The organism is Kitasatospora sp. NA04385 (assembly GCF_013364235.1).
Taxonomy (GTDB): domain Bacteria; phylum Actinomycetota; class Actinomycetes; order Streptomycetales; family Streptomycetaceae; genus Kitasatospora.
Genome location: NZ_CP054919.1, coordinates 4,462,897 through 4,489,558, shown reverse-complemented (window position 1 = coordinate 4,489,558; position 26,662 = coordinate 4,462,897). Strand labels below are relative to the sequence as shown.

Below are 26,662 nucleotides of genomic sequence, written 5' to 3'. Positions count from 1 at the left end.
GACCGAACGGCACCCGCCGGGGGCGGCGGGTGCCGCCGCGCCCGGCGCGACGGCCCGCTGCCCGCACGCCGCGCTACGCGGCCTTGTCCAGCCGCGCCGCGGGCTCCTGCATCAGCCCCTGGCGCTGCCGCTTGCGGCCGAAGCGCGGCATGCCCAGGGTGATGAACGCCTCCGCCTGCATCGCGGCGAAGCCGATCCGCGGCAGGTCCCGGGTGTGCTGGTAGACCAGGAAGCGCGGCTCCCAGGCGGGCTGGAACTTCGCGTTGAACTTGTACAGCGACTCGATCTGGAACCAGCGCGACAGGAACACCAGCAGCCCGCGCCAGGCCCGCAGCACCGGCCCCGCGCCGATCCGCTCGCCGCGGGCCAGCGCCGAGCGGAACATCGCGAAGTTCAGCGAGACCCGGCGCACGCCCATCGCCCCGACCTCCTGGAGGGCGGCGACGATCAGCAGTTCGTTGAGGCCCGGGTCGGCCTCCCGGTCGCGCCGCATCAGCTCCAGCGAGATGCCGTCGTCGCCCCACGGGACGAAGTGCAGCACCGCCTTCAGGTCGTCCCCGCCCTCCCCCTCCTCGGGGGCCTTGTGCGCGGTGACCACGATGCACTCGTCGTCGCCGGCGTCGCCGAAGCGGCCCAGCGCCATGGAGAAGCCGCGCTCGGTGTCGGTGCCGCGCCAGCGGGCCGCCGCGTCGCCGATCCGGCGCTTCTCCTCCAGGGTCAGGTCGCCGACCCGGCGGACCTGGCACGAGTAGCCGTTGCGCTCGATCCGCTTGACCATCTGGCGGACGTTGCGCATGGCGCGGCCGGAGAGCGAGAAGGTCGCGGTGTCGACGATGGCCTCGTCGCCGAGTTCGAGCGCGTCCAGCCCGGCCTCCCTGGTCCACACCTCGCCGCCGACCTCGGAGCAGCCCATCACGGCCGGCGCCCAGGCGTGCTCGCGGGCGGTGGCCATGAAGACCTTGATCGCGCCGGGCCAGGCCTCGACGTCGCCGACCGGGTCGCCGGAGGCGAGCATCACGCCGGAGACCACCCGGTAGGAGATCGCGGCCTTGCCGGTGGGCGAGAACAGCACGCTCTTGTCGCGGCGCAGCGCGAAGTAGCCGAGCGAGTCGCGCTTGCCGTGCCGGGCCAGCAGCTCGCGCACCCGCAGCTCGTCCTCGGGGGTGAGTTCCGGCTCGGGCTTCTCCGGGCGCAGCGCCAGGTACGCGGTGGCCAGGGCGGTGACCAGGCCGAGCCCGCCGAGCGAGTAGCCGACCAGGTCGCCGATCCGGTCGGAGGTGTAGTGGATCGGGCCCTCGAAGCCGAACAGGCCGTAGCCGACGTGCTCCAGCCGCTGGAACAGCGACGGGTCGCCGACCTCGGCCTTCCAGCGGACCGAGACCACGACCAGGCCGAGCAGCACCGACACCGCGCCGAGCAGCACGAACGCGGCCACCGCGCGCCAGCGGGTGCGCGGGTCGGCCTTGGCGTAGAACTCGCGCCGGTGCACCAGCATCACGGCGAGCAGCGCCAGCGAGATCGCGGCCTGCCCGAACTGGTGCCAGCGCAGCAGGTGCAGCGCCGCGCCGACCGGCAGCAGCACGCACACCGCCCGCCAGGCGCGCACCTTGCGGCGGCGCAGCGCGTGCGCCAGCAGCACCAGCAGCATGCCGACCATCAGGGTGCCGGCGGCGGCCAGCGTGGTGGTGCCGCCGGGCAGCTGGCCGACCACGGTGTGCACCCTGGTGAGCCGCAGCCGGGGGGAGACCGCGCAGGCGATGTCGATCAGACCGATGACCAGGCAGGCGTACCCGACCGCTCCCGGGACCCAGGACCGCGGCACCGCGGCCGCCTGGGTGCGGAGCGCCTGCAGACCCCGCTGCCGGGGTGCGTCGGGGGTCGTCTCAGCGGACACGGGAGCGCTCATGAGAACTCAGCCTAGAGGCACCGGGGCGCTGGGCGCGCACTCCGGGAACAGGGGCGTGATGGACCTTCATGACAGTTCCTTTTTCTGGCAATCCGCACGTCAAGTGCGGTCCACGAGGCGGTGTGGGCCGTCCGGACCGGGCCCGGTTCGAACGGTTGCGCTCGTCGCTCCGGGGGACGCGGCAGCTGTGCCGCACCTCGCACCCGCGGCCGCCCGTCCGGCGGTTCGGCGCGTCTCCCCCCGGTGGACGCCGCGTCCCACGGCGACGGTTCCCTCGCACGGGACACACCGTTCGTACGTGTTTCCGACGCCCGGTCAGCGTACCCCCACTCGCTGCCGACGGGCCGTCAGATGACGATGGCCGGGCGGGAGTCGAGGAAGGACGCGGGAGCGATGGAGCTGACCAGCCGGACACTGGTGTACGTGCTGACCTCGGTGGCCGCCGCCGCCCTGCTCGGCACCCTCTGGCTGTGGCCCAGACTGTCCCGGCAGCGCCCGCTGCCGGTGCTCGGCCGGATCGGACTGCTGACGGTCACCCAGGTGTCGGTGCTGGCCGTCCTGCTGCTGTCGGTGAACAACGCGTACGGCTTCTACAGCTCGTGGAACGACCTGCTGCGCCCCGGCGGCGCCCCGCTGGCGCTGGTCGCCGCGAAGTCCCCCGGCGCCGCCCCGGAGTCCGGGAAGCTGGTGCAGCCGACCGACGAGGGCGGGCTGGAGACGGTCCGGGACGTGCTGCCCGAGGGCACCCCGGAGGAGGTCGGCCGGGTCGACTCGGTGCGGATCACCGGCCCCGAGTCCGGCCTGTCCGACCAGGTCTTCGTCTACCTGCCGCCGGAGTACTTCAACCCGCGCTACGCCCGCGAGCGCTTCCCGGTGCTGCTGGCCCTGGCCGGCTACCCCGGCCCGTCGCTGCACCTGGTCGAGGGGCTGCGGCTGCCGCAGACCGCCTCCGCGCTGCAGCACGACGGGCAGATGGCGCCGACCGTGATCGTGATGGCCCGCCCGACCGTCGCCCCGCCGCGCAACACCGAGTGCGTGAACGTCCCGGGCGGGCCGCAGGCGGAGACCTGGTTCGCCCGGGACGTCCCGGCCGCGCTGCGCTCCGCGTACCGGGTCAGCCGGTCGGCGGGCTCCTGGGGCGTGTTCGGCTACTCCACCGGCGGCTCCTGCGCGCTGCGGCTGGCGATGCGCCACCCGGACACGTACCGGAACGCGGCCGGGATGCACGCCGACTACACGGTGCCCGAGGACCGCTGGACGGACGGCGACCTGTTCCGCGGCGACAAGGACGCCGCCCGGCAGTCCGACCTGAACTGGCGGCTGAAGAACCTGCCCGCGCCGCGGGCCGACCTGCTGCTGGTCTCCACCCGGGCCGAGGCCGACTTCGCGGCCACCGAGCAGTTCCTGGCCGAGGCCCGGCAGGTCGCGGCGGCCCACCCGGAGCTGCAGGTCGACTCGATCTTCCTGCCGGACGGCGGCCACTCCTTCGAGACCTGGCGCCGCGAGCTGCCCGCCACCCTGGAGTGGCTCAGCGACCACCTCGACCCGCCGCCGGACCGCGAGCCCCGGCCCTGAACGGGCGCAGGGGCGCCACCCGTGCGGGTGGCGCCCCTGCGGCGTCCGGACGGCGCGTCAGCCGCCGGATCAGCGGCCGATGATGAGGCTCATCGCCTCGTTCCGGGTCGCCGGGTCGCGCAGCTGGCCGCGGACGGCGGAGGTGATGGTCTTCGCGCCGGGCTTGCGGATGCCGCGCATCGACATGCACATGTGCTCGCACTCGATCACCACGATGGCGCCGCGCGGCTCCAGGATGCGCATCAGCGCGTCGGCGACCTGGCTGGTCAGGCGCTCCTGCACCTGCGGCCGGCGGGCGTACACGTCGACCAGCCGGGCCAGCTTGGACAGGCCGGTGATCTTGCCGCTGGTGGACGGGATGTAGCCGACGTGCGCGACGCCGCGGAACGGCACCAGGTGGTGCTCGCAGGTGGAGAACACCTCGATGTCCTTGACCAGCACCATCTCGTCGTGGCCGAGGTCGAAGGTGGTGGTGAGCACGTCCTCCGGCTGCTGCCACAGGCCCGCGAATATCTCCCGGTAGGCGCGGGCGACCCGGGCCGGCGTCTCCAGCAGGCCCTCGCGGTCCGGGTCCTCCCCGACGGCGAGCAGCAGCTCGCGGACGGCGTCCTCGGCCCGCTTCTGGTCGAACTCGCGGACGGGGGTCTCACCGTCGAGCGTCACCGGATCGATCATGCGTGCCTCGCTGCTCGTCAGTCGGGAAAATCTCGGTCAAGAGGGTCGGTGCAGCACGGATGCCGCGCCTCCAGGGTACAAACCCCGGAAACGCGGCATCCATTCCGAACGGTCGCTCCGTCGGTCAGCTCTCGACCTGGCCGCCGTCGACCGGCGGGAGCTTCACGATGTCCACCGGGTCCGCCGGGGCGGCCGCGGCGCCGTTGGTCAGCGCCAGCTCCTTCGGCGACTGCACCGGCGGGCGGGTGGACGGGGTGCGGCGGGCCGACCCGGTCCACGCCGGACGCGGGGGACGCTTGATCACCGGAGTGAAGATCTCGGCGATCTGCTCCTTGTTCAGCGTCTCCTTCTCCAGCAGTTCGAGGACCAGGTTGTCGAGCACGTCGCGGTTCTCGACCAGGATCTCCCAGGCCTCGTTGTGCGCCGTCTCGATCAGCTTCTTGACCTCCTCGTCCACCAGCCCGGCGACCTCTTCCGAGTAGTCGCGCTGGTGGGACATCTCGCGGCCGAGGAACGGCTCGGAGTCGGAGGAGCCGAACTTGATCGCGCCGAGGCGCTCGCTCATGCCGTACTGGGTGACCATGGCCCGCGCGGTGGCGGTGGCCTTCTCGATGTCGTTCGAGGCACCGGTGGTCGGGTCGTGGAAGACCAGTTCCTCGGCCGCCCGGCCGCCCAGCATGTACGAGAGCTGGTCGAGCATCTCGTTGCGGGTGGTCGAGTACTTGTCCTCGTCCGGCAGCACCATCGTGTAGCCCAGGGCGCGGCCCCGGGACAGGATGGTGATCTTGTGCACCGGGTCGGAGTAGTTGCAGGCCGCCGCGACCAGGGCGTGGCCGCCCTCGTGGTACGCGGTGATCTTCTTCTCCTTGTCGGACATGATCCGCGAGCGCTTCTGCGGACCGGCCACGACGCGGTCGATCGCCTCGTCCAGCACCTGGTTGTCGATCAGCTTCTTCTCGGAGCGCGCGGTGAGCAGCGCCGCCTCGTTCAGCACGTTCGACAGGTCGGCGCCGGTGAAGCCGGGGGTGCGCTTGGCGACGGCCGAGAGGTCGACGTCCGGCGCGATCGGCTTGCCCTTCTGGTGCACCTTGAGGATGTCCAGCCGGCCCTGGAGGTCCGGGCGGTCGACGGCGATCTGCCGGTCGAAGCGGCCGGGGCGCAGCAGCGCCGGGTCCAGGATGTCGGGGCGGTTGGTGGCGGCGATCAGGATGACGCCGCCCTTGACGTCGAAGCCGTCCATCTCGACCAGCAGCTGGTTGAGGGTCTGCTCGCGCTCGTCGTGGCCGCCGCCGAGGCCCGCACCGCGGTGCCGGCCGACGGCGTCGATCTCGTCGACGAAGATGATCGCCGGGGCGTTGGCCTTGGCCTGCTCGAACAGGTCGCGGACGCGGCTGGCGCCGACGCCGACGAACATCTCGACGAAGTCGGAGCCGGAGATCGAGTAGAACGGCACGCCCGCCTCGCCCGCGACGGCGCGGGCCAGCAGGGTCTTGCCGGTGCCGGGCGGGCCGTACAGCAGCACGCCCTTGGGGATCTTGGCGCCGACCGCCTGGAACTTGGCCGGCTCCTGCAGGAACTCCTTGATCTCGTGGAGCTCCTCGACCGCCTCGTCGGCGCCCGCGACGTCCGCGAAGGTGGTCTTCGGGGTGTCCTTGGTGAGCAGTTTGGCCTTGGACTTGCCGAACTGCATGACCCGGGAGCCGCCGCCCTGCATCTGGTTCATCAGGAACAGGAAGACCAGGACGATGATCACGATCGGCAGCATCGAGAAGAGCAGGCTGACGAAGGTCGACTGCTTCTCGGGGCTGACCGTGTAACCGTCGGCGATCTGGCCGTCGGCGTACTTGCCCTGGAGCTTGGCGGCCAGGTCGGCGGCCTGCTGGTCTCCGGTGTAGGAGGCCTGGAAGCGGGTGCCGGACGGCGACTTGTTGTTCGAGCCCGCCTTCAGCTTCTGGCCGTCCTGCAGCTGGATCTTGATGAGGTTCGAGTCACCGGTGGTGAGCTGCGCCGACTTCACCTGGTTGTTGTCGATGGCACTGACGACCTGACCGGTGTCCGCAGTCTTGTAGCCGCTCGAATCCGAGACGAGCTCCATCAACGCGAACACGGCGAGGGCGGCCAGCACGACCCACATGATCGGCGCACGGAAGTATCGCTTGACGTCCATCCATGCGGGGCGTCACCGCCCCGTCCCTCCTGCCAGTTCAACGGGCGCTGCTCGGCTGTGGGGCCTCGGCGCATCCGATATGTGCTCGTAAGACGAGCGTTTGATTGGACCGTACCGCAGCGACCCCCGGTCCCGGCGGGATCGCACCACGGTGCGGCCTATTTTCCTACCCCCGCACAACGGGCGGGAACGGGGCACCGTTCCCACCCGTCGCCCGAACGGTTCAGCCCCCGTACACGTGCGGCGCGAGCGTGCCGATGAACGGCAGGTTGCGCAGCTTCTCCGCGTAGTCCAGGCCGTAGCCGACCACGAACTCGTTGGGGATGTCGAAGCCGACGTACTCGACGTCGATCTCCACCTTGGCGGCGTCCGGCTTGCGCAGCAGGGTGCACACCTTCAGCGAGGCCGGGCCGCGCGAGCCGAGGTTGCCCAGCAGCCAGGACAGCGTCAGGCCGGAGTCGATGATGTCCTCGACGATCAGCACGTCCTTGCCGGCGATGTCGGTGTCCAGGTCCTTGAGGATCCGGACCACGCCGGAGGACTTGGTGCCCATCCCGTACGAGGAGACCGCCATCCAGTCCATGGTCACCTGGCTGTGCAGGGCCCGGGCCAGGTCCGCCATCACCATCACGGCGCCCTTGAGGACGCCGACCAGCAGGAGGTCCTTACCGGCGTAGTCCTGGTCGATCCGCGCGGCCAGCTCCACCAGCTTGGCGTCGATCTCGTCCTTGCTGATGAGCACCTTCGCGAGGTCTGCGCCCATGTCGTTCTGGTCCACCGGGGATACGTCCTCAAACGTTCGGGGTCTGGGTCGGCGGCGGTAGTACGACTCGTTCGTGCTCAGTCGCCCTGCCGCCGAAACACCAGCGTGCCACACCGGCGCACGGCTTCGACGCCCCCGGGTAGGTGCAGCGGGCCCTGGCCGCGCCAGCCGGTGACCAGCAGGTCCACGGTCTCCAGGTGGCGGGCGAACAGGTCGCCCGCCGGGCAGCCCGCGCGCAGCGCCGCCCGGCGCAGCACCCGGCGGCGCACGGCGGGGGGCAGTTCGGCGAGCTTGCCCACGTCCAGGGCGCCGTCCGGGGTGCGCAGGTCGCGCTCGGCCAAGGCGGCCCACTGGTCGAGGGCGTCGGCGTCGTCGCGGAACAGCCGGGCGGTGCGGGCCAGCGCCTCGACCACGCCGCCGCCCAGGTGCTTCTCCAGCACCGGCAGCACCTCGTGCCGGACCCGGGAGCGGGTGTACGCCGGGTCGGCGTTGTGCGGGTCGTCCCAGACCGGGATCGACTGCGCGGCGCAGGCCTGCCGGGTGGCGGCCCGGTCCAGCTCCAGCAGCGGGCGGCGGTAGCGGCCCTTCTGGGCGGGCATCCCGGCCAGCGACCGGGCCCCGGAGCCGCGGGCCAGGCCCAGCAGCACGGTCTCCGCCTGGTCGTCGCGGGTGTGGCCGAGCAGCACGGCCAGCGCGCCGTGGCGCTCGGCGGCCAGGTCCAGCGCGGCGTAGCGGGCGTCCCGGGCGGCGCTCTCCGGGCCGCCCTCGCGGCCCACCCGGACGGCGACCGCCTCCACCGGGTCGAGCCCGAGTTCGCGCAGCCGGACGGCGACCTGCTCGGCGCGCTCGGCCGAGCCGTCCTGCAGGCCGTGGTCGACGGTCACCGCGCCGACCCGCAGGCCCAGCTTGGGGGCCTCGAAGGCGGTGGCGGTGGCCAGCGCCATCGAGTCGGCGCCGCCGGAGACCGCCACCAGCACCAGCGGCGAGCCGGGCGCGGCGGGCGTGCGGGGCAGGCCCGAAGGGTGTCGGCGGGCGTTGCCGATCAGCGTGCCGGGCACCGTCGCGGTGCCGGCCAGCACGGGCACCGGCACGGGCGCGGGCGTGCGCGGGCGGACCTGCCCGCCGGGGACGGCGCCGGCCTCGGCGGCGAGCTCGGCGAGGGTACGGCGGACGGCGAGGCGTATCGCCGCGACAGCGGGGTGTGGGCCCATGGTTGGCACTCCTTGGCGGAGGGGGGTACGTCGGCCGCCTGTCAGCTCTCGGTCACCAGGCGCTCACAGATGGTCGCAGAATCCGGCCACCGCCCACGCCACCCGCGCCAACGGCGGATCCACCGTCCCACGTACGGGTGAATGGAGAAACGTTACGGCTGCCGCCAGGTGTACGACCCGCGAGGTTGACGGACCGGTCGGGAACGGACGCCCGCGGTGCCTTCCCGGTCGGGTTCAGCCGATCACCCGGGACACCCAGGACGCCGGGTCGTGGATCTCCTCCTTGGTCGGCAGCGTGTTCGGCGAGGTCCACACCCGGTTGAAGCCGTCCATCCCGACCCGCTCCACCACGCCCCGGACGAACACCGCGCCGTCCTGGTACTGGCGCAGCTTCGCGTCCATCCCGAGCAAGCGGCGCAGCGCCAGGTCCAGCCGGCCGCTGCCCCGGTCGCGGCGGCGCTGGAACTTCTCCCGGATCTCCGCCACCGAGGGCACCACCGCGGGCCCCACCCCGTCCATCACCACGTCCGCGTGGCCCTCCAGCAGCGACATCGCCGCCGTCAGCCGGGCCAGGATCTCCCGCTGCGCGGGCGTCTGCACCAGGTCGGTGACGCTGGCGGCACCTTCGCGGTCCGCGCGCCGCCCGCCGCCCAGGCCCGGGATCGGCAGGCCGCCGAGCGCCTCGCGCAGCCGCTCCAGGAAGGCCGCCGGATCGACGTCGGTCTGCGCCAGGAAGTCCTGCACCTCGGACTGGATGTGGTCGCGCAGCCACGGCACCGCGGTGAACTGGGTCCGGTGGGTCTCCTCGTGCAGGCACACCCAGAGCCGGAAGTCGTGCGGCGCGACGTCGAGTTCGCGCTCCACCTGGACGATGTTCGGCGCCACCAGCAGCAGCCGCCCGGGCGGGACGGCCAGGCCGCGCCGCGGCTGGTCGAACAGGCCCTCCGGGCTGTCCGGGGCGCTCGGCAGCTCGGCCGGGGCGAAGGTCTCGTACTGGCCCAGCACCTTCGCCGACAGGAAGGCCAGCACCACGCCGACCTCCACCCCCGTCGCCTTCGCGCCCGCCGAACCGGCCGCCGCCGCGCCCCGGCCGCCGCCCTCCCGGCGGGCCGCCAGCTTCTCCGTCAGGGGGCGCACCACCGTCCGGAAGCCCGCCACGTTGGCCCGCACCCAGCCCGGCCGGTCCACCACCAGCACCGGCGTCCCCGCCACCGCGGTCGACCCCATCCGGGTGTACTCCCGCACGTGCCGCTCGGCCTCCGCCGCGTGCCGCCGCAGCTCGGCGACGGCGGCCCTGGCCTCGTCCCGGCCGACCCGCGGCCCGGGCCGGGCGAGCCGCGTCGCGGTCGCCACCGCGAGATCCCAGTCGACCATCTCCGCACCGCCGCTCGCGCTCGTCATGCCCTCACCGTACGTGCTCGCCCCCGCCCGGGGGAGGGACCCCGCGCACGGCTACCCGCCGAGGGGCCGGGCACACCTGCGACGGGCGGGCGGCGCGGGCGGCCCGGGCGGGTCAGCAGCCGCAGGTGGCGATCCTGGCGACGATCCGGTCGACGGCGGCGCGGGCCGCGGCGGGGTCGGCGTCGGTGCGGGTCATCAGGGCGAAGGCCAGCACCCGGCCGTCGGCGTCGACCACGGTGCCGGCCAGCGTGTTGACGCCCTGGAGGGTGCCGGTCTTGGCGCGGACGATGCCCGCGGCCCCGTTCGCGCCGGACTTCGCGCCGAAGCGGTTGAGCAGGGTGCCGGAGAAGCCCGCGACCGGGAGGCCGGTGAGCACCGGGCGCAGTTCCGGGTGGGCCGGGGCGGCGGCCGCGGCGAGCAGCTTCACCAGGGTGATCGGCGGGATCAGGTTGGCCTTGGCCAGGCCGCTGCCGTCGGTGATCCGCACGCCGTCCAGCGGCACGCCGAGCGCGGCCAGTTCGCCGGTGACCGTCTTCGCCGCGCCCTCGAAGCTCGCGGGCTGCCCGGCGGCGGCCGCGGCCTGCCGGGCGACCGCCTCGGCCAGCGTGTTGTCGGAGGTGGTGAGCATCCGTTCCACCAACCGGGCGACCGTCGGCGACTCGACCCGGGCCAGTTCGGCGGCCCCGGCGGGCGCGGCGGCCTGGCCGGGCTTGCCCCGCACGGTGACGCCCTCGGCCTTGAGCAGGCCGGCGAAGGTCTCGGCGGCCTGCCCCGCCGGGTCGAACACCCGGGCCGGGGCCTCGTCGGGCGAGCGCGGGTCGATCCGGCCCTCGTCGACCATCAGCGGGGTGACCGCGGCGATGTTCATCGCGTCGTGGTCCGGGTGCAGCAGCGGGCCGCTGTACAGCGAGGTGTCGTAGGAGAGCTCGACCTCGGTGGTGCCGGCGGCCTTCAGCGCGGCGGCGGTGCGGTGGGCCAGGTCGGCCATCGAGGCGGGGGCGCTGTCCCGGTCGACGGGGGCGCCGCCGATCCGGACCTGGTCGGCGGGCAGGGCGGTCAGGGTCGGGTCGCCGCCGCCGACCAGGGTGATCCCGCCGGAGGCGCCCCGCACGACCGTGGTGGCGATCCGGCGCTCGGCGGGCAGCAGGGCGAGCGCGGCGACGGCGGTGGCGAGCTTGGTGGTGGAGGCGGGCGTGGCCGGGACGCCCTCCTGGGAGCCGAGCAGGAACTCCCCGGTGGCGGCGTCGGCGACCGCGAAGTTCAGGGTGCCCAGCGCCGCGTCCTGGACGGTGGCGCCGAGCACGGTGCGCAGCCCGCCCCCGGTCGGGGCCTTGCTGTCGGCGGCGCCGCCCGCGGCCAGCACGGGGCCCTTGACCGGCACCGCCCGGTGCCGGCCGTCGTCGGTGTGCCTGCCGTACCCGGAGTCCGGTGAGGGCTGGGCCGCGGCGGGGCCGGCGAGCGTCGGGCCGGCCGCCAGCAGCACGCCCAGCGCGGCCGCCAGCACGGTCCCGCGCCCGCGCCCCGCCCCTGTCCCTGATCTCACCGACCGGCCCCTTTCCTGAGCACACCCCGCCGTAGGAGACACTTGGATTCTGTCAGTCCCAACCCTTGGAGGAACCGTTGGAGTTCGACGTCCTGATCGAGATCCCGAAGGGCTCGCGCAACAAGTACGAGGTCGACCATGAGACCGGCCGGCTCCGTCTGGACCGCATGCTCTTCACCTCGACCCGCTACCCGGCCGACTACGGCTACGTCGAGGGCACCCTCGCGGACGACGGCGACCCGCTGGACGCACTGGTCATCCTGGAGGAGCCGACCTTCCCCGGGTGCCTGATCAAGTGCCGCGCCATCGGCATGTTCCACATGACGGACGAGGCGGGCGGCGACGACAAGCTGCTCTGCGTCCCGGCGACCGACCCGCGCTGGTCGCACCTGCAGGACCTGCAGGACGTGTCGGAGTTCGACCGCCTGGAGATCCAGCACTTCTTCGAGGTCTACAAGGACCTGGAGCCGGGCAAGTCCGTCCAGGGCGCCGACTGGGTCGGCCGGGCCGAGGCCGAGGCCGAGATCACCGCCTCGATCAAGCGCCTTCAGGAGCAGGGCGGCCACTGAGCCGCACCGCCCTCCGGGGCACCCCGCAGCACCTGTGCGAGGGGCGGGAGTCCGGTCCGGACTCCCGCCCCTCCGCGCGTTCGCGGGCTGTCGCCGGGCGGCCTCAGGCGCCGTCGTTGTCGTCCAGCCGGAAGCCGACCTTCAGGCCGACCTGGTAGTGCTCGACCTCGCCGTCCGCGATGTGGCCGCGGACCTGCACCACCTCGAACCAGTCCAGGTTGCGCAGCGTCCGGTTCGCCCGGGCGATGCCGTTGCGGATCGCGGCGTCCACGCCCTCGTGCGAGGAGCCGACGATCTCGGTGACCCGGTAGGTGTGGTCGGTCATGGCGGTCTCTCCCTGGTGCGGCGGCGGATGGCTCCCCCGCCGTCCACCGTGCACCGAAGTGCCGCCCCGGGCATCCCGGCGTCCGCCGACGGTGCGCCCGCCGACGGCCCGTCAGAAGGCCGCGCGGACCTCGCCGACCACGTCGCCGCCGCCGTGCAGCGGGGCGGCGGCGATCCGGTCCAGCACCGGGTCCTGGACGCCCAGTCGGCGCAGCGCGGCGGCCAGCACCGGGCCGCGGGCGCGCTCCGCGCCGTCCTCGACCTTGAAGGCGAGGGCCCGGCCGTCGGCCAGCGCCACCACCTGGACGGCCTCGGCGCCCATCTTGGACAGCGCGCCGGGCACCGCCCGCATCAGCCAGGTGTCGGCCCGGCGGGTGCCGGCCACGTACTCGGGATGGGCGCGCATCGCGTCGGCGACCCGGCGCTGCTCGGTTCCCGGGTCGGCCAGCAGCAGGGCGCGGTAGCCGCGGGCCAGGCCGGTGAGCGAGACGGCCAGCAGCGGGGCGCCGCAGCCGTCGGTGCCCAGGTGGGCGGCGCGCTCGCCGGTGGCCTCCTCCAGGGCGGTGCGGGCCAGCCGCTGGATCGGGTGGTCCGGGTCGAGGTAGGTCTCCAGGCTCCAGCCGTTGGCGGCCGAGGCGGCCAGCCAGGCGGCGTGCTTGCCGGAGCAGTCCATCAGGACCGGGGCGCGCTCCCCGCCGGAGCGCAGCAGTTCCTCGGCCTCGACCGCGTCCAGCGGCAGGTCGGCGGGCAGCCGCAGGGCGGCCTCGGTGAGGCCGGCGTCGGCGAGGACCTTGCGCACGGCGGCGCGGTGGAAGGGCTCGGCGGAGTGGCTGGAGGCGGCCAGCGCGAGCTGTTCGCCGCGCAGGTCGAGGCCGGCCCGCAGGGTGGCCACCGCCTGGAAGGGCTTGGCGGTGGAACGCGGGTAGACCGGCAGCTCGGGGGTGCCGAGGGCGAACTCGACGGCGCCGTCGGCGTCGAGCAGGACCAGCGAACCGCGGTGGCGGCCCTCGGTGAAGCCGGAGCGTATGACCTCGGCGAGGGCGGGCGGGGCGGACTGCGACACGGGTGGGTCTCCAGGGCGGTGCGGTGAGGGTGAGGGTGGCCCCGGCCGCGGCCGCCCCGCTCAGCGCTCGCTGAGCAGGTCGTCGACCCGGGCCTCCCCCTCACGGTACCTGCGGGTGATCTCGGCCCCGCAGTCGTCCGCGGTGCGCTGGAGGGCCTGGCGGCGGCCGGAGACCTCGCGCTGGTGCTCGTCCAGGCGCTCGACGGCGGCCAGCAGGTCGGCGGTGGCGTGCGCGGCCAGGTCGGCCAGTTGGACGTCGCCCATCAGGGCGTCGGCCTCCAGCCGGTAGCGCTCGCCGCGCGGCGGGCCCAGGGTGACGTGCCGGGCCGGGCGGCGGGTCGCCGAGGGGGCGTCGGCGAGGATCGCCGGCAGCCGGTCCAGCAGCGCGCACGGCGTCTCGCCGACGGCCTGCAACGGGATGATCTCCCGGCGCTGCAGTTCGGCCCGCAGGATGTCCATCCGGCCGTGCAGCAGGCGGCGCAGGTAGGAGAGGTCGGCCTCCTGCTCCAGCGCGTCCCGGCGGAGCACCCGCAGTTCCTCCAGGGCCAGGCCGGCCAGCCCGTCGACCGCGCTCACGTCCATCAATCCGACCACCTGCCGTAGTACCAGTGCCCGCCCCGGTAGCACGGGCCGCCCGCCCCCCAGGGTTCCCCCCGGCGGGCGCTGCCACTCGTGCGGGTGACGCGGTTCGCCGGGACGGCGGACGCCCCCGCGGGGCCCGGATGGGCCCGGGCCGTCGGACAGCGTGCCACCCCGGGCCCCGGCGCCGCACGCCCGAGTACCCGAACGGCCCCCTGGCGAAGCCCCCTGGCTAGTACGAAGAATCCGCGCCACGGGTTCACCTGCACGAATCGGGGCGCATCACGTGCGACCCCGGCGTGCAACCGGAGGCCGCGCGCCCCCCGCGGACCGGGCCCGGCACAATGGGCGGCATGCGAGCAGTGGTGCAGCGGGTCGCCGGGGCGGCCGTGACGGTGGACGGCGAGACGGTCGGCGCGATCGAGGGGCCGGGCCTGTGCGTGCTGGTCGGCGCCACCCACGAGGACACCCCGGCGCAGGCCGCCCAGCTGGCCCGCAAGCTCTGGACGCTGCGGCTGTTCCCCGGCAGCCCCGAGCTGTCCTGCTCGGAGCTGGGCGCCCCGCTGCTGGTGATCAGCCAGTTCACCCTATACGGGGACGCCCGCAAGGGCCGCCGCCCCACCTGGAACGCCGCCGCGCCCGGCCCGGTCGCCGAACCGCTGGTGGACGCGGTGGTGGCCGAGCTGCGGGCACTGGGCGCGCAGGTGGAGACCGGGCGGTTCGGCGCCGACATGAAGGTGTCGCTGGTGAACGACGGGCCGTTCACCGTCCTGCTGGAGGTCTGAGCCTCTCAGGAACGAGCGGGTCTCACGGAGGCGGAGGCCGCTCAGGCCGGGACGATCACGTCCTGGGTGCCGGGGACGCCGTCGGCCAGCAGGACCGCGTCCACCGGGGTGTTGCGCTTGACCAGGGCCAGCGCGATCGGGCCCAGCTCGTGGTGCCGGGCCGAGGAGGTGACGAAGCCGACCGGGCGCTCCTGGCCCTCGACGCGGACCTCGGTGCCGTGCGCGGGCAGCTTCTCCTCGGTGCCGTCCAGGTGCAGGAACACCAGGCGGCGCGGCGGGCGGCCCAGGTTGTGCACCCGGGCGACCGTCTCCTGGCCGCGGTAGCAGCCCTTCTGCAGGTGCACGGCGCTGCCCAGCCAGTCCACCTCGTGCGGGATGGTGCGGTGGTCGGTCTCGAAGCCGAGCCGCGGCCGGTGCCCCTCGACCCGCAGCGCCTCGTACGCCCAGACGCCCGCCGCCGGGCCGAACTCCCCGGCGGCCGCCGCGAGTTCGGCGCGCGGCAGGAACAGGTCCCGGCCCCACGGGAGCTCGCGGACGGCGGCGGCCCGCTCGACCGGGGCGGTGGAGCCGGCCGGCAGGAAGACCACCGCGTACTGCTCGGTGGCGTCGGCGACCTCGACCCGGTTCCAGAACTTCATCGACTCCAGGTACGTCACCAGCGCGGGCGCGCCGCCGGGCTCGACGTGGATCCAGGTGGTCTCCCCGTCGTCGACCAGGTAGAGCGCGTGCTCCACGTGCCCGTTCGGGGAGAGCACCAGCGCCTCGGTGGCGTGCTGCGGCGGCAGTTGGCTGACGTGCTGGGTGAGCAGCAGGTGCAGCCAGCTGAGCCGGTCCGGGCCGGTCACGGTGATCACGCCGCGGTGCGACAGGTCCACGAAGCCGCGTCCGTCGGCCAGCGCGCGCTGCTCGCGGAACAGGTCGCCGTAGTGGGCGGCGACCCCCTCGTCGGGACCTTCGGCCGGAACGGCGCCGGGCAGGGCAAGCAGCGGGCTCTTCATACCCGCCAGCTTACGGCTGCCCGTCCGCCAGCTTGGCGGTGCAGTCCGCGCAGCGGCCGAAGATGGCGAAGTGCTTGAGGTCGGTGTCGAAGCCGTGCTCGGCGCGCAGGCTGTCGATCAGCGGGGCGGCGATCTCGGTGTCGGTCTCGGTGACCTTGTCGCAGTCCCGGCAGACCAGGTGCAGGTGGGTGTGCCGGCCCGCCAGGTGGTAGGTGGGGGCGCCGTGGCCCAGGTGCGCGTGCGAGACCAGGCCGAGCTCCTCCAGCAGCTCCAGCGTCCGGTAGACGGTGGAGATGTTGACACCGCTGGCGGTCTTGCGGACCTGCCCCAGGATCTCGTCCGGGGTCGCGTGGTCGAGCGCGTCGACGGCCTCCAGCACCAGCTGGCGCTGCGGGGTCAGCCGGTAGCCGCGCTCGCGCAGGTCGGCCTTCCAGTCGGTGGTCTCGCTGTTCGCCACGTGTGTCCCTGCCCGGTGAGAGGTCGTACGACAAGTGTAGGGACCGGCCGACCGGCCGGCCCCTACCCGTGCGCATGCGATCGGGTCAGCGGAAGAACGCGATCCCGTCGTCCGGCAGGTCGTTGATGTCGTTGATCAACTGCGCCGGGTTGAGCACCTTCTTCAGCTGCGCCGACATGTACGGCCGCAGCGGCACCTCGGGGGCGGCCTTCTCGCCGACCCAGAGCAGCTCGTCCTTGACCAGGCCGTACAGCCGCTTGCCGCCGCTGTAGGGGGCCGCGCCCTCGATCCGGGCGACCGCGTCGGTGGCCAGGTCGATCTGCGGCTTGCCGTCGTGCAGCTTGCCGTACCAGATCTCCACGGTGCCGTCGTCCCGGACCGAGGAGACCTCGATCTCGCGCTCGCCGCTGGTGCCGTGCTGGTTGCTGGTGACCCGCCAGAAAGCGTGCTCGGTCTCCAGTGCGCGGACCTTCTCCCCCTGCTCGTCCAGCACCCAGGTGCGGGAGCGGAACTCCAGGAAGGGACGGCCGTCGTGCCGGAAGACGATCTCCTGGCCGAAGTTGCACTTCTCACTGCCCGGGCCTTCTTGACCGGGAAGGGGGGCGTGGACGCCCGCGCCCTCCCAGGTGCCGAGGAGGAAGGCGAGCGGGACGACGTCGCGGTGGAGGTCGGAAGGAATCTCGATCATGGTCCTGGCTGGTGTCGTCGGACGGTTACCGGGTCAACCGTACGGCAGCCGTCAGCGCTGGCCCTGGTAGAGCTTCATGACGGAGAAGATGGCGAACCAGGTGATCAGCACGGCCATCAGAGCCAGCAGGCTGTCGAAGAAGATCTCAAGACCGGACACGGTGCGCTCCCAGGGGCGGGTTCGACGGGCTGTGGTACGGCGCGAGTCTATCCGGCGCCCCTCGCGCCCGTAGTCTCTGGGGCATGTCGAAGAAGCTGGTCATCAAGGTCACCGCCGGGTCCGACGCGCCGGAACGCTGCTCGCAGGCCTTCACGGTCGCCTCGGTCGCCGTCGCCAGCGGCGTGCCCCTCTCGCTCTGGCTGACCGGGGAGTCCGCCTGGTTCGCCCTGCCCGGGCGGGCCGCGGAGTTCGAGCTGCCGCACTCGGCGCCGCTGCCCGATCTGCTGGAGGCGGTCCTGGCGGGCGGGAGCGTGACGCTGTGCACCCAGTGCGCGGCGCGCCGGGGCATCGCGCAGGCCGACGTGATCGAGGGGGTGCGGATCGCCGGGGCGCAGGTGTTCCTGTCCGAGGTGATGGCGGACGACGCCAGGGCGCTCGTCTACTGACGGCCGCCGTCCGGCGGGGGCTCGCGGTCCGGCGCGTCGCGGTCGTGGCCGCGGCGCTCCCAGTGCGGGTCGTCCCAGCGCGGGTCGTTCCACCAGTCGTCGTCCCGGTCGCGCCGGTTGGCCAGGACGGCGGCCACCGGCGGGATCACCATCGCGACCACGCACATGCCGATGGCGGCGCCGACCGACCAGAAGCGCACCACGCCCCACGCGAGGACGAACAGCGCCAGGCAGACGCCCATCATCACGAAGTAGCGCACGTGCCGTCGGTGTGCCTGCACCCCTCCAGGGTAGGCCGAGGGGCCCGGCCGTCAGAAGACGGCCGGGCCCCTCGTCGTCACTGCTGTCGCGCGGTCCTCAGACCGCGATCGCGACCTCGGTGAACTCGCCCTGGGCGGCGACCACCTGGCGGTCCACGGTGGCGCCGGGCACCAGGGCCCGCAGCGTCCACTTGCCCGGGCGGGCGAAGAACCGGAACTGCCCGGTCGCCGAGGTCGGGACCTCGGCCGTGAACTCGCCGTTCTCGTCGAGGAGCCGCACGTAGCCGTTGACCGGCTCGTCGTTGCGGGTCACCGAACCCTGGATGATCGTCTCGTTGGCCACGTCAACTCCTGCCAGGTCCGGGCCGCCGGCCTTCGCACCGCACATGTCTGTCTCCCTCTTCCTTGCTGTCGTGCGAGCCGGGGCTCAGTTGCCGAGCTCGATCGGCACGCCGACCAGGCTGCCGTACTCGGTCCACGAACCGTCGTAGTTCTTGACGTTCTCCTGGCCGAGCAGCTCGTGCAGCACGAACCAGGTGAGCGCGGAGCGCTCGCCGATCCGGCAGTACGCGATGGTGTCGGTCGCCAGGTCGACGCCCTCGGCCTCGTAGAGGGCCTTGAGCTCGTCGTCGCTCTTGAAGGTGCCGTCGTCGTTGGCGTTCTTCGCCCACGGGATGTTCTTGGCGGACGGGACGTGGCCCGGACGCTGCGACTGCTCCTGCGGGAGGTGGGCCGGGGCGAGCAGCTTGCCGGAGAACTCGTCGGGCGAGCGGACGTCGACCAGGTTCAGGGTACCGATCGCGTTGACCACGTCGTCGCGGAAGGCGCGGATCGAGGAGTCGGCCGGCTGCGCGGTGTACTGGGTGGCGGCCCGCTCGGGCTGCTCGACGACCAGCTCGCGGGAGTCGAGCTCCCACTTCTTGCGGCCGCCGTCCAGCAGGCGGACGTCGCCGTGGCCGTACAGCTTGAAGTACCAGTAGGCGTAGGACGCGAACCAGTTGTTGTTGCCGCCGTAGAGCACCACGGTGTCGTCGTTGGCGATGCCCTTGGCGGACAGCAGCGCCTCGAAGCCGGCCTGGTCGATGAAGTCCCGGCGGACCGGGTCCTGCAGGTCCTTCTTCCAGTCGATCCGGACCGCGTTGCGGATGTGGTTCTTGTCGTAGGCGGCGGTGTCTTCGTCGACCTCGACGATGACGACCTTCGGGTCGTCCAGGTGGGCCTGGACCCAGTCGGCGTCGACCAGGACGTCGCTGCGGCTCATGTGGGTTCTCCATCCGGGGGCGGTTGGCGGAAGGGCTGCTGGAGGATTCCCGGACCGCACGCGTCCGCACACCTGTCCGCATGCTGGGACGGGGGTGGGCACGGCTTCGGCCGGGGTCGTTCAAGGGGGGTGTTCGTCGCTCCGGACGCACCGGTGCCCGTGGCTACCGGTCAAGCGGCGTCGGAGCGGGGCGGACGTGCCGGGACTGCGGGGCGCGACCGCCGGTCAGCGCATTCGACACAGGCAGCTCGACACGCGGCAGTGGTCTACCGCCCGCCGCTTCGTGAGGTCCGCCTGTCGCTTCATGACGACGATGCTAGGGAACCGGCGGGGGCGCTGTCACCATCGTGTCGAATACTGAGACCCGATCGTCCGAATTCTGGGATTTTCCGGTTTTCACTCGCGTGCCGCCGAGCCGGGACCCCTTGCGGGAACCGGGCGAGCGGGCGTTCCGGGACGTTCCGGCACCCGGGTTGGACAGCGCGTCTCGCCCAGCGGACGTCCGGACATCCGGACATCCGGACATCCGGACATCCGGACGTCCGGACGGCTCGGCGGCCCGGCGGCTCGGCGGGGCCTAGCGGCCGAGCTTGGTGCCGGGGGCGAGGGTGAAGCCCAGCCGCACCCCGTCCGGCTCCGGGGTGGCCTCGGAGAGCGAGAGGCCGGCCGGCAGGCCGGTCAGGGCGAACCGCCGGGGCTTCAGCAGGTCTCCGGCCAGGCCGCTCAACCGGGAGGCCGCGCCGGCGAGTTCGAAGCCGTCCACGACCACGTCGCTGCCCTCGCTGTGCAGTCTGCCCTCGATCGTGGTGCCGACCACCGAGGTCTTCACCTTGCCCGGGCCGGCGTACTCCAGGGCGATCCGCCCGTCCGCCACGAACTTCGACAGGTCCTGGTAGGAGATCACCCCCTGGCCGTCGCCGCGGCCGACCGTGACGCCCCGGTAGGAGTCGGTGAACTTCACGTCGGACATGTTCGCCCGGAAGGAGTGCACCGTCACGGTCTCCTTCCCGTCGGTCACGGTCATCCCGTCCGAGCTCATCGTGACCTTGTCCAGCTCGCCGGCCAGCGCGCTGGTCAGGAACGGGAAGTCGTCGATCTCGACGTCCGGCCTGCTGGTCATCCACCCGGAGGAGACGGCCGCGTCCGCCGCCTGGTCCTCCGCGACCCCGACGGCGATCCGGTCGGCGCCGACCAGCAGGCCGCCCACCACGCCGAGACCGATCAACAGCTTCACCGAGCCATGCATCGCACTCCCCCTGGGACGTTCGGTCCGGAGTCCGTTCGACGGCGAATGACTCCGGACTCCGGACATAGGGACGATCGCACGCGTGCCCCAGTTCCGGAACGGCAAGCGGGGAACCGGTGATCAGCCTCCGGCGAACGGCGGCAGCACCTCCACCGTCCAGCCCTCGGACAGCGGCACCCCGGCGGGCTCCCGGCCGCCGGTCTGCTCGCCGTCCAGCAGGAACGAACACGCCGCCAGCAGGCGCAGCAGCTCCGGCCGGTCGGCGTGCGCGGCGCGCACCCCGGCCAGCACCCCGGCCAGCGTGGCGGCCTCGAACGGCTCTTCGGCCCGGCCCGCCGCGGACTTGGCGGCGGCCCAGTAGCGGACCGTCCCGCTCACCCGCGCGGGTGATCCGGCGGCGGTGCGGGCTTCGGCGGTCGCGGTCACGGCAACCCCTCTCGACTCTCCTCGCCCGGTACGGCGGCCGGCCCGGTGCCGGCCGGCCCACCCGTGGATCGGGGTACACGTACGGTGCGGCCGGTGCGGCCCCCATCATCGCCCGCACCCCCCACCCGGAGGCAACCACCCGGGCCCGCGCCGCCGCCCGGACGCCGCCCCGGACCGCCGCCCGGAGGGCGGATCGGCCGCACGCGCCCCGCTCGCGCCTCTCCCCAGGCCGCGAGCGGTCGGCTATTCTCGGTTCCGTGAGGGATCCGGGCAGAGTCGCCCCCGGGTCCTTTTGTGCTTTCAGGACGCCGTACGGACGTTCTTGCGAACGGTGCACCACCCGCACCGGCCGCCGGAACGCCCCCCACCGCCGGCCGCACGACGAGGTGCGCCACCGGCGGGGACAGACCGGAGGGTACGCCGATGGACGAGGCACCAGCGGGACGCCGGGGGTTGCGGGACCCCGGGCGAGCCACCGCCGCCCCGTCCGCCGACGCGCCCGCCGGCCCTGTCGGCGCTCCCCCACCCTGTACCGCTGCCGCCGCCCTCCCCCTGGCGGCCGCGACCGCGACGACCCGGAAAGGGGACTAACCGGGTATGAGTTCACTGCTCCTGCTGACCAACGCCCTGCAACCCTCCGCCGAGGTGCTGCCCGCCCTCGGGCTGCTCCTGCACAGCGTCCGGGTGGCCCCCGCCGAGGGGTCCGCCCTGGTCGACACGCCCAGCGCCGACGTGATCCTGGTCGACGGCCGGCGCGACCTGCCGCAGATCCGCAGCCTGTGCCAGCTGCTGCGCTCCACCGGCATCGGCAGCCCGCTGATCCTGGTGGTCACCGAGGGCGGCCTGGCCGCCGTCACCGCCGACTGGGGCGTCGACGACGTGCTGCTCGACACCGCCGGACCGGCGGAGGTCGAGGCCCGGCTGCGGCTCGCCCTCGGCCGGTTGAACGCGACCGCCGACGACAGCCCGATGGAGATCCGCAACGGCGACCTCTCGGTCGACGAGGCCACCTACTCCGCCAAGCTCAAGGGCCGCGTCCTCGACCTCACCTTCAAGGAGTTCGAGCTGCTCAAGTACCTGGCCCAGCACCCCGGCCGGGTCTTCACCCGGGCCCAGCTGCTCCAGGAGGTGTGGGGCTACGACTACTTCGGCGGCACCCGCACCGTGGACGTCCACGTCCGCCGGCTGCGCGCCAAACTCGGCGTCGAGAACGAGCAGTTGATCGGCACCGTGCGCAACGTCGGCTACCGCTTCGTGGTGCCCGAGCGCCCCGAGAAGGGCGCCGACCGGGCCGAGCAGAACCGCACCGGCGCGCGGAACGAGCACTGACGGACGGCCGGGCGGGCCGCACCGCGCGCGCACTCGCCCGGCCCCGCGGGGGCACTCGCCCGGCTTTGCCCGGATCGGTCCGGAAACCGCCGTCCCACCAGGTGTCACCCCTGGCGGGAGCACCGAACCACCCGCGTAGACTCCCCCCGTGGCCAAGGTGACGCGCGACGACGTAGCCCGACTGGCTGGCACCTCGACGGCGGTCGTCAGCTATGTGATCAACAACGGTCCCCGGCCGGTCGCCCCGGCCACCAGGGAGAAGGTGCTCGCCGCCATCGAGCAGCTCGGGTACCGGCCCAACTCGGTCGCCCAGGCGATGGCCTCCCGGCGCACCAACCTGATCGGCATGGTCGTCCCCGACGCCCGGCAGCCGTTCTTCGCCGAGATGGCGCACGCCGTGGAACGCGCCGCCTCCGAGCGCGGCAAGCTCGTCCTGATCGGCAACTCCGACTACGTGGACGACCGCGAGGTGCACTACGTCCGCGCCTTCCTCGGCATGCGGGTCTCCGGCCTGATCCTGGTCAGCCAGGGCCCCTCGCAGCGCGCCGCCGAGGAGTTCGCCGCCATGGAGGGCGCCAAGGTGGTGCTGCTGCACCGCCGCCCCGAGGCGATCGACGACGTCGCCGTGGTCACCGACGACATCGGCGGCTCCGAGCTGATCGTCCGCCACCTGCTGGAGGTGCACGGCCACCCGTACGTGGCCTGCTTCGGCGGCCCGGTCGAGGCCCCCGCCCCCGGCGACCCGGTCATCGACCACGTCGCCGGCTGGGAGCTGGCGATGACCGCCCACGGCCTGCCCACCGAGCCGCACCTGATCGACGCGCCGTTCCACCGCTACGGCGCCTACCAGGTCGCGCTGGAGCTGCTCGGCTCCGACCGGCGGCCGCCCGCCCTCTTCTGCTCCACCGACGACCAGGCCATCGGCGTGCTCCGGGCCGCCCAGGAGCTCGGCCTGCGCGTCCCCGAGGACCTCGCGGTGGCCGGCTTCGACGACATCCCCGAGGCCGCCTTCGCCTCCCCGCCGCTGACCACCGTCGCCTCCGACCGGGACGCGATGGCCCGGGCCGCCGTCGACCTGGTCCTCGACGACTCGCTGATGGTGCCCGGCAGCGACACCGAACGCATCCGCAAGTTCCCGTCCCGGCTGGTCGTGCGGCGCTCCTGCGGATGCGGCGGCGACCCGGCCTGACCTGCGGGTCCTTCCCCCGGCCGATCACCGGCCTGACCAGGCTTTATGAGAAGCTGACGCGCTTCTCGGGGAACCTGTACCACGCTCTCATCCGGTCTTCATGAAACGGGCGGAGCTTGGTCGTCATGAGCGACCAGCACCGCAGCACCCACGAGCCCCACCCCCAGGACGGCGGCGCGGGCTGGCTCCCGCCGCAGCCGCCCGCCGCCCCCGCGTACCCGCCGCACTCCGGCGACCCGTACCGGGGCACCCCGTACCAGGAGGCCGCCCACCCGGCGCTGCCGCCCGCCGCCGCGCCCGACCCGGCGCTGCTGCCCGCGACCTTCGGGCTCGCGGCCGAACCCGGCGACGACGGCGCCGGCCGGCAGCCGCCCGCCGGGCACCGCGCCCGCCGCGGCCTGCTGCGCGGCCGGCTCGCCCTGGTCACCGCCGTCGCCGCGATCGCCGCGCTGGTCGGCGGCGTCACCGGCGGCGCCCTGGCCGGCGACCGCACCGGCTCCGCCGGCGCGAGCAGCACCCTGGTGCGCCCCGTCTCCGCCAACGCCGACGGCACCGCCGACGTGTCGGCGATCGCCGCCGCGGTCTCCCCCGCCGTCGTGCAGATCACCGTCAAGACCGGCAGCGGCACCGCCACCGGCACCGGCGTGGTGCTCACCGCCGACGGCCAGATCCTCACCAACTACCACGTCGTCTCCGGCGCGGTCGGCGGCGGCGGCCAGATGACCGTCTCCTTCCAGGACGGCTCCACCGCCTCCGCCACCGTCACCGGCACCGACAAGTCCCTGGACACCGCCGTCATCACCGCCTCCGGCGTCAGCGGCCTCACCACCGCCGTCCTCGGCGACTCCGACGGCGTGGCCGTCGGCGACTCGGTGGTCGCCATCGGCAACCCCGAGGGCCTCACCGGCACCGTCACCTCCGGCATCATCTCCGCCAAGGGCCGGCAGGTCTCCGTCCAGGTCGACGAGGGCACCACCAGCAACAACGGCGGCTTCGGCTTCCCCCGGCTGCCCGGCCAGCGCGGCTCTACGGGCTCCTCCTCCGACTCCTCCGGCTCCTCCGCCGACACCGCCACCTACCAGGCGCTGCAGACCGACGCCGCGCTCAACCCCGGCAACTCCGGCGGCCCGCTGATCAACGCCGCCGGGCAGGTCATCGGACTCAACTCGGCGATGTACTCCGCCTCCGGCTCCAGCTCCACCGGCAGCTCCGACGCCGGCAGCGTCGGCCTCGGCTTCGCCATCCCCATCGACAGCGTCAAGCAGGTCCTGTCCCAGATGCAGGCCGGCAAGACGCTCTGACGAACCGCCCGATCCGCCGGACCCGGCGGACAATGGCCAGGACCGCACCGGACTCAGAAAGGGCCCCGCGCCGATGACTCCCCCCGCCGACGACCGCACTCCCACCGAGGCCCCGGGCGGCGGCGCCCGCGTCCTCGTGGTCGACGACGAACCCGCGCTGCGCGACGCGCTGGAATCCAGCCTCGCCTTCGAGGGCTACCAGGTCACCACCGCCACCGACGGCTACGAGGCCCTGGCCGCCGTCGAACGCGACCACCCCGACCTGGTGCTGCTGGACATCATGATGCCCCGGATGGACGGCCTCACCGCCGTCCGCCGGATGCGCTCCCGCGGCGACACCGTGCCCGTCCTGATGCTCACCGCCCGCGACGCCGTCGGCGACCGCGTCACCGGCCTCGACGTCGGCGCCGACGACTACCTCGCCAAGCCCTTCGAGCTCGACGAGCTCCTCGCCCGGGTCCGCGCCCTGCTCCGCCGCAACGCGCTCGCCGCCGAGGCCGCCGCCCGCACCGCCGCCGACGAGGACGGCGGCGAGGTGCTGGCCTTCGCCGACCTGCGGATGAACACCGCGACCCGCGAGGTCACCCGCGACGGCACCCCCATCGAACTCACCCGCACCGAGTTCATGCTGCTGGAGATGTTCCTCTCCCACCCGCGCCAGGTCCTCACCCGCGAGCAGATCCTGAAGGCCGTCTGGGGCTTCGACTTCGAGCCCTCCTCCAACTCCCTCGACGTCTACGTCATGTACCTGCGCCGCAAGACCGAGCAGCACGGCATGCCCCGCATCATCCAGACCGTCCGCGGCGTCGGCTACGCGCTGCGCGCCGCGACCGGCGCCGCGGCGTGAAGCTGACCGGCCGGCTCACGGGGTGGTTCCGCGGCAGGTCGCTGCGGAGCCGGCTGGCCATGCTCACCGCCGCCGCGGTGGCGGTGGCGATCGCGGTGGTGGCGGTGGCCTGCTGGCTGGTCGTCCGGGAGAAGCTCTACCAGGACGTCCACGACAACCTGGCGAACTCGCCCCGGGCCCCGCTGGTGCCGCCCGGGCAGCAGAACCCGCTGTACTGCGGTTCGACGCCGACCGCGGCGCTGGAGGAGGTCCCCTCCAGGGGCGGCACCGACCACTTCAACCCGCAGAAGTACGACTACCAGTTCCTGCTGCCCGACGGCAGCGTGTGCTTCCTCGGGTCCGCGACCAAGGCGGTGGAGACGCGGTCGGACGACATCTCGCTGCTGTCGAGCCCCAAGGCCCAGCAGTTCCGCGACGGGAGCTACGTGGACGGCGAGTCCGCACAGGTGCGGCTCACCACCACCGCGATCCTGCGGGACGGCGTGAAGCAGCCGGCCGTCATGATCACCGCCCTGTCGACCTCCGGGGTGGAGGGCTCGCTGAACAGCCTCGCCCTGCTGATGGCCGGCCTGGCCGGGCTGGGCGTGGTCGGCGCGGGCTTCACCGGGCGGCTGATCGCCCGCTCCGCGCTCAAGCCCGTCGACCAACTGACCGACGTGGTCGAGCACATCGCCCGGACCGAGGAGGTCGGCACCACCATCCCGGTCAACGGGAAGGACGAGATCGCCCGGCTGTCCACCTCGTTCAACTCGATGTCGACCGCGCTCGCCAACTCCCGGGAGCGGCAGACCCGGCTGATCGCCGACGCCGGGCACGAGTTGCGCACGCCACTCACCTCGCTGCGGACCAACGTGGACCTGCTGATCCGGTCGGACGCGCAGGGGCGGGCGCTGCCGCCGGAGACCCGGGCGCGGATGCTGGGGAACATGAAGGCGCAGATGCAGGAGCTGACCCTGCTGATCGGGGACCTGCTGCAACTCTCCCGGCCGGACACGCCGAACCCGGAGGCGGTGCGGACGGTGGTGCCGTTCCACGAGACGGTGGGGCGGGCGCTGGAGCGGGGCCGGCTGCGCGGGCCGTCGCTGGTCTTCGACACCGACGTGCGGCCCTGGTACGTGCACGGGGACCCGGCGGCGCTGGAGCGGGCGGTGATCAACCTGCTGGACAACGCGGTGAAGTACTCGCCGCCCGCCGGGACCATCGAGGTGCGGCTGCACGGCGGCCGGCTGACGGTCCGGGACCACGGGCCCGGCATCCCGGCGGAGGAACTGCCGTACGTCTTCGACCGGTTCTGGCGCTCGCCGTCCTCGCGGCAGCTGCCCGGTTCGGGCCTGGGCCTGTCGATCGTGGCGCAGACCGTGCAGGACACCGGCGGGCAGGTCTCGCTGGGCCCGGCCCCGGACGGCGGGCCGGGGACGCAGGCGGTGATGGTGCTGCCGGGGCAGCCGGAGGAGCCGCGCTGAGCGGGAGCGGACGCCGGAGGGCGGGGCACCC

At 73.5% G+C, this 26,662-nt stretch carries 27 protein-coding genes; 9 read left to right on the top strand and 18 right to left on the bottom strand.

Translation table 11 applies throughout. The features are described 5' to 3' along the window. Positions 1-73 precede the first annotated feature (73 nt). On the bottom strand, positions 74-1,906 hold the full coding sequence (locus HUT16_RS20115) for a phosphatidylglycerol lysyltransferase domain-containing protein (RefSeq protein WP_254897898.1): 1,833 nt from the start codon (positions 1,904-1,906) through the stop codon (positions 74-76). Positions 1,907-2,299: 393 nt separating this feature from the next. On the opposite strand from HUT16_RS20115, the gene HUT16_RS20110 reads away from it, so the two are divergent. After that, positions 2,300-3,481, top strand: a complete 1,182-nt coding sequence (locus HUT16_RS20110) for an esterase family protein (RefSeq protein WP_176189509.1) — start codon at positions 2,300-2,302, stop codon at positions 3,479-3,481. Positions 3,482-3,550: 69 nt separating this feature from the next. Here the strand turns inward: HUT16_RS20110 and folE are convergent, their stop codons facing one another. The 6 genes from folE to dacB form a co-directional block, all read right to left on the bottom strand. Next, entirely contained in the window at positions 3,551-4,156 is a 606-nt protein-coding gene (gene folE, locus HUT16_RS20105; protein WP_176189508.1) for a GTP cyclohydrolase I FolE, read from the bottom strand. A 124-nt stretch (positions 4,157-4,280) separates the two neighbouring features. Beyond that, the gene (gene ftsH, locus HUT16_RS20100) at positions 4,281-6,323 is read right to left on the bottom strand and encodes an ATP-dependent zinc metalloprotease FtsH (RefSeq protein WP_176189507.1); all 2,043 of its coding nucleotides are present in this window, start codon (positions 6,321-6,323) and stop codon (positions 4,281-4,283) included. A 223-nt stretch (positions 6,324-6,546) separates the two neighbouring features. Further along, a complete protein-coding gene (gene hpt, locus HUT16_RS20095; protein WP_014137464.1) occupies positions 6,547-7,101 on the bottom strand; it encodes a hypoxanthine phosphoribosyltransferase in 555 nt (184 codons plus the stop codon). 62 nt (positions 7,102-7,163) lie between these two features. After that, positions 7,164-8,297 (bottom strand): tRNA lysidine(34) synthetase TilS, encoded by a 1,134-nt coding sequence (gene tilS / locus HUT16_RS20090; protein WP_176189506.1) that lies wholly within the window; start codon positions 8,295-8,297, stop codon positions 7,164-7,166. 234 nt (positions 8,298-8,531) lie between these two features. Continuing rightward, entirely contained in the window at positions 8,532-9,698 is a 1,167-nt protein-coding gene (locus HUT16_RS20085; RefSeq protein ID WP_176189505.1) for a zinc-dependent metalloprotease, read from the bottom strand. Positions 9,699-9,810: 112 nt separating this feature from the next. Next, on the bottom strand, positions 9,811-11,241 hold the full coding sequence (dacB, locus tag HUT16_RS20080) for a D-alanyl-D-alanine carboxypeptidase/D-alanyl-D-alanine-endopeptidase (protein WP_176189504.1): 1,431 nt from the start codon (positions 11,239-11,241) through the stop codon (positions 9,811-9,813). 77 nt (positions 11,242-11,318) lie between these two features. On the opposite strand from dacB, the gene HUT16_RS20075 reads away from it, so the two are divergent. Then, positions 11,319-11,810 carry an inorganic diphosphatase gene (locus HUT16_RS20075; protein ID WP_176189503.1) on the top strand — a complete coding sequence of 164 codons (492 nt, stop codon included), beginning with the start codon at positions 11,319-11,321 and terminating at the stop codon, positions 11,808-11,810. A gap of 103 nt (positions 11,811-11,913) precedes the next feature. Here HUT16_RS20075 and HUT16_RS20070 read toward each other — a convergent pair whose 3' ends face one another. The 3 genes from HUT16_RS20070 to HUT16_RS20060 form a co-directional block, all read right to left on the bottom strand. Continuing rightward, positions 11,914-12,135 carry a dodecin gene (locus HUT16_RS20070; protein WP_176189502.1) on the bottom strand — a complete coding sequence of 74 codons (222 nt, stop codon included), beginning with the start codon at positions 12,133-12,135 and terminating at the stop codon, positions 11,914-11,916. Positions 12,136-12,246: 111 nt separating this feature from the next. After that, entirely contained in the window at positions 12,247-13,197 is a 951-nt protein-coding gene (locus HUT16_RS20065) for an asparaginase (protein ID WP_176189501.1), read from the bottom strand. 60 nt (positions 13,198-13,257) lie between these two features. After that, positions 13,258-13,779, bottom strand: coding sequence for an ABC transporter substrate-binding protein (locus HUT16_RS20060; protein WP_176189500.1), 522 nt, complete (start codon positions 13,777-13,779; stop codon positions 13,258-13,260). Between the two features lie 350 nt (positions 13,780-14,129). On the opposite strand from HUT16_RS20060, the gene dtd reads away from it, so the two are divergent. After that, a complete protein-coding gene (gene dtd, locus HUT16_RS20055) occupies positions 14,130-14,561 on the top strand; it encodes a D-aminoacyl-tRNA deacylase (RefSeq protein WP_176189499.1) in 432 nt (143 codons plus the stop codon). 41 nt (positions 14,562-14,602) lie between these two features. Here the strand turns inward: dtd and HUT16_RS20050 are convergent, their stop codons facing one another. The 3 genes from HUT16_RS20050 to HUT16_RS20040 form a co-directional block, all read right to left on the bottom strand. Further along, the gene (locus HUT16_RS20050) at positions 14,603-15,559 is read right to left on the bottom strand and encodes a folate-binding protein YgfZ (protein WP_176189498.1); all 957 of its coding nucleotides are present in this window, start codon (positions 15,557-15,559) and stop codon (positions 14,603-14,605) included. A 10-nt stretch (positions 15,560-15,569) separates the two neighbouring features. Next, a complete protein-coding gene (locus tag HUT16_RS20045; protein WP_176189497.1) occupies positions 15,570-16,016 on the bottom strand; it encodes a Fur family transcriptional regulator in 447 nt (148 codons plus the stop codon). 85 nt (positions 16,017-16,101) lie between these two features. Further along, positions 16,102-16,704, bottom strand: coding sequence for an FABP family protein (locus HUT16_RS20040; protein WP_176189496.1), 603 nt, complete (start codon positions 16,702-16,704; stop codon positions 16,102-16,104). A gap of 242 nt (positions 16,705-16,946) precedes the next feature. On the opposite strand from HUT16_RS20040, the gene HUT16_RS20035 reads away from it, so the two are divergent. Then, entirely contained in the window at positions 16,947-17,309 is a 363-nt protein-coding gene (locus HUT16_RS20035; protein ID WP_176189495.1) for a DsrE family protein, read from the top strand. Here the strand turns inward: HUT16_RS20035 and HUT16_RS20030 are convergent. The 5 genes from HUT16_RS20030 to HUT16_RS20010 form a co-directional block, all read right to left on the bottom strand. Beyond that, positions 17,303-17,590 (bottom strand): DUF3099 domain-containing protein, encoded by a 288-nt coding sequence (locus HUT16_RS20030; protein ID WP_176189494.1) that lies wholly within the window; start codon positions 17,588-17,590, stop codon positions 17,303-17,305. The two genes, HUT16_RS20035 and HUT16_RS20030, sit on opposite strands and share 7 nt — an antisense overlap. A 76-nt stretch (positions 17,591-17,666) precedes the next feature. Further along, positions 17,667-17,957, bottom strand: a complete 291-nt coding sequence (locus HUT16_RS20025) for a DUF1416 domain-containing protein (RefSeq protein WP_030458165.1) — start codon at positions 17,955-17,957, stop codon at positions 17,667-17,669. 39 nt (positions 17,958-17,996) lie between these two features. Further along, positions 17,997-18,830 (bottom strand): sulfurtransferase, encoded by an 834-nt coding sequence (locus HUT16_RS20020; protein WP_033217631.1) that lies wholly within the window; start codon positions 18,828-18,830, stop codon positions 17,997-17,999. Between the two features lie 577 nt (positions 18,831-19,407). Continuing rightward, positions 19,408-20,064, bottom strand: a complete 657-nt coding sequence (locus tag HUT16_RS20015) for a DUF2993 domain-containing protein (protein WP_176189493.1) — start codon at positions 20,062-20,064, stop codon at positions 19,408-19,410. Between the two features lie 132 nt (positions 20,065-20,196). Further along, on the bottom strand, positions 20,197-20,502 hold the full coding sequence (locus HUT16_RS20010) for a MoaD/ThiS family protein (protein WP_176189492.1): 306 nt from the start codon (positions 20,500-20,502) through the stop codon (positions 20,197-20,199). Between the two features lie 597 nt (positions 20,503-21,099). Here HUT16_RS20010 and HUT16_RS20005 point away from each other — a divergent pair. The 5 genes from HUT16_RS20005 to HUT16_RS19985 all read left to right on the top strand — a co-directional run bounded on the left by HUT16_RS20005 (position 21,100) and on the right by HUT16_RS19985 (position 26,631). Next, positions 21,100-21,831, top strand: coding sequence for a response regulator transcription factor (locus HUT16_RS20005; protein ID WP_176189491.1), 732 nt, complete (start codon positions 21,100-21,102; stop codon positions 21,829-21,831). Positions 21,832-21,979: 148 nt separating this feature from the next. After that, the gene (locus HUT16_RS20000) at positions 21,980-23,020 is read left to right on the top strand and encodes a LacI family DNA-binding transcriptional regulator (protein ID WP_176189490.1); all 1,041 of its coding nucleotides are present in this window, start codon (positions 21,980-21,982) and stop codon (positions 23,018-23,020) included. Between the two features lie 125 nt (positions 23,021-23,145). Next, a complete protein-coding gene (locus HUT16_RS19995; protein WP_254897897.1) occupies positions 23,146-24,321 on the top strand; it encodes a S1C family serine protease in 1,176 nt (391 codons plus the stop codon). A gap of 73 nt (positions 24,322-24,394) precedes the next feature. Beyond that, positions 24,395-25,168: a response regulator transcription factor gene (locus tag HUT16_RS19990; protein WP_176189488.1), complete on the top strand. Its 774-nt coding sequence runs from the start codon at positions 24,395-24,397 to the stop codon at positions 25,166-25,168. Positions 25,169-25,227: 59 nt separating this feature from the next. Then, complete coding sequence (locus HUT16_RS19985; RefSeq protein WP_176189487.1) at positions 25,228-26,631, top strand: cell wall metabolism sensor histidine kinase WalK; 1,404 nt, start codon at positions 25,228-25,230, stop codon at positions 26,629-26,631. Positions 26,632-26,662 lie beyond the last annotated feature (31 nt).

Excerpts from the sequence above, each read along its gene's own strand:
- dtd (WP_176189499.1), top strand. The coding sequence starts at position 14,130 with ATGCGAGCAGTGGTGCAGCGGGTCGCCGGGGCGGCCGTGACGGTGGAC.
- HUT16_RS20115 (WP_254897898.1), bottom strand. The coding sequence starts at position 1,906 with ATGAGCGCTCCCGTGTCCGCTGAGACGACCCCCGACGCACCCCGGCAG.
- HUT16_RS19995 (WP_254897897.1), top strand. The coding sequence starts at position 23,146 with ATGAGCGACCAGCACCGCAGCACCCACGAGCCCCACCCCCAGGACGGC.
- HUT16_RS20060 (WP_176189500.1), bottom strand. The coding sequence starts at position 13,779 with ATGGACGTGAGCGCGGTCGACGGGCTGGCCGGCCTGGCCCTGGAGGAA.
- HUT16_RS20005 (WP_176189491.1), top strand. The coding sequence starts at position 21,100 with ATGAGTTCACTGCTCCTGCTGACCAACGCCCTGCAACCCTCCGCCGAG.
- HUT16_RS20085 (WP_176189505.1), bottom strand. The coding sequence starts at position 9,698 with ATGACGAGCGCGAGCGGCGGTGCGGAGATGGTCGACTGGGATCTCGCG.
- HUT16_RS20110 (WP_176189509.1), top strand. The coding sequence starts at position 2,300 with ATGGAGCTGACCAGCCGGACACTGGTGTACGTGCTGACCTCGGTGGCC.
- HUT16_RS20025 (WP_030458165.1), bottom strand. The coding sequence starts at position 17,957 with ATGTGCGGTGCGAAGGCCGGCGGCCCGGACCTGGCAGGAGTTGACGTG.
- HUT16_RS19985 (WP_176189487.1), top strand. The coding sequence starts at position 25,228 with ATGCTCACCGCCGCCGCGGTGGCGGTGGCGATCGCGGTGGTGGCGGTG.
- HUT16_RS20035 (WP_176189495.1), top strand. The coding sequence starts at position 16,947 with ATGTCGAAGAAGCTGGTCATCAAGGTCACCGCCGGGTCCGACGCGCCG.
- folE (WP_176189508.1), bottom strand. The coding sequence starts at position 4,156 with ATGATCGATCCGGTGACGCTCGACGGTGAGACCCCCGTCCGCGAGTTC.
- HUT16_RS19990 (WP_176189488.1), top strand. The coding sequence starts at position 24,395 with ATGACTCCCCCCGCCGACGACCGCACTCCCACCGAGGCCCCGGGCGGC.
- HUT16_RS20070 (WP_176189502.1), bottom strand. The coding sequence starts at position 12,135 with ATGACCGACCACACCTACCGGGTCACCGAGATCGTCGGCTCCTCGCAC.
- tilS (WP_176189506.1), bottom strand. The coding sequence starts at position 8,297 with ATGGGCCCACACCCCGCTGTCGCGGCGATACGCCTCGCCGTCCGCCGT.
- HUT16_RS20050 (WP_176189498.1), bottom strand. The coding sequence starts at position 15,559 with ATGAAGAGCCCGCTGCTTGCCCTGCCCGGCGCCGTTCCGGCCGAAGGT.
- HUT16_RS20040 (WP_176189496.1), bottom strand. The coding sequence starts at position 16,704 with ATGATCGAGATTCCTTCCGACCTCCACCGCGACGTCGTCCCGCTCGCC.
- HUT16_RS20020 (WP_033217631.1), bottom strand. The coding sequence starts at position 18,830 with ATGAGCCGCAGCGACGTCCTGGTCGACGCCGACTGGGTCCAGGCCCAC.
- ftsH (WP_176189507.1), bottom strand. The coding sequence starts at position 6,323 with ATGGACGTCAAGCGATACTTCCGTGCGCCGATCATGTGGGTCGTGCTG.